General features: G+C 63.9%; 1 protein-coding gene. It reads right to left on the reverse strand.

The window, feature by feature from the left end:
- Positions 1-63: 63 nt before the first annotated feature.
- On the reverse strand, positions 64-1152 hold a 1089-nt coding region (locus B0I32_RS56220), incomplete at its 5' end, for a reverse transcriptase domain-containing protein (RefSeq protein WP_106253704.1).

The raw sequence follows: 1152 nt of genomic DNA on the forward strand, positions 1-1152 counted from the left end.
CCCGCCCGCCGAACCGGACGTGCCCGTTGGCCGAGCATCCGGCTCTCCACGTGATCCGATGAGTCAGGCGAGGTATTCGCTGACCTGTCCGACGAACGCCATATCGTCATGGTGGGTGCGGCGGAAGCGCGCTCCGTCGGGGTCCACCTCGTCGATGTTGTAGGGCGTGCTGATCTGCGCTCCGCGGAAGCGGAAGCGGTAGCGTTCGACCTTCATCTTCGCCGGGTTGTAGAGGACCAAGTCCCCTGCGGTGATGCGGTCGGCCCCGTAGTAGCGCCGCCGCAACTGTTTCCAGGTCAGGTGCGGGTGCTTGCGGCGGATCCAGTGGAGCAGCCGCCACCAGGCATACCAGCCAAGGTAGGCGAAGGTTCGCTTGGACACGCCGTAGCGGAAGTAGGCCGCCCAGCCCCGTAAGACCGGGTTGACCTGCCGGAGTATCTCCGCCAGCGAGAAGCTGGTGGTGTTCCTCCCCGTCAGTTTCTTGATCTTGTGCATCACGTTCGCCAAGGCCTGCTTGGACGGGATCGTGAGCACCACGCGGCGTCTGTCTCCTCGTCGTTTCGCCTGGATGTGGAAGCCGAGAAAGACGAAACCGCCGTCGATGTGGGTGATGTGGGTCTTTTCCTCCGAGAGGGTCATCTTCAGCCTGCGGGCCAGTAGGCGGCTGATCTCCGCCTTGAGCGTTTCGGCGTCCTCCCTCGTGCCGTGCACGAGCACAACGAAGTCGTCCGCGTAGCGCACCAGCCGGTAGTTTGGCCGACCCGTCCGGCGTCGATACTGCCGACGCCATGGCGGACTCATCTCCTGATCCCAGATCCGTGCGAAATGCCGGTCCACGACCGACAGGTAGATGTTGGCCAGCAGCGGGGAGATGACCCCTCCCTGCGGCGTCCCCGTCAAGGACTCCTCCAGGCCACCGTGAATCTCGACAACCCCAGCACGCAGGAACGCGCTGACCAGCCGTAAGACCTTGCGGTCCTTGAGCCGTTCGGCCACCAGGTCCATCAGGACGTGATGATCGACGTTGTCGAAGCAAGCCTTGATGTCGCCCTCGATGACCCATTCGTAGGCGCCCGGCTTGCGGGTGAGGTGGTGAATCTCGGCGATGGCATCCTGAGCCCGTCGTCCAGGCCGATACCCATAGGAGAAGGG

It is taken from the genome of Nonomuraea fuscirosea, from assembly GCF_003001935.1.
Lineage (GTDB): Bacteria > Actinomycetota > Actinomycetes > Streptosporangiales > Streptosporangiaceae > Nonomuraea > Nonomuraea fuscirosea.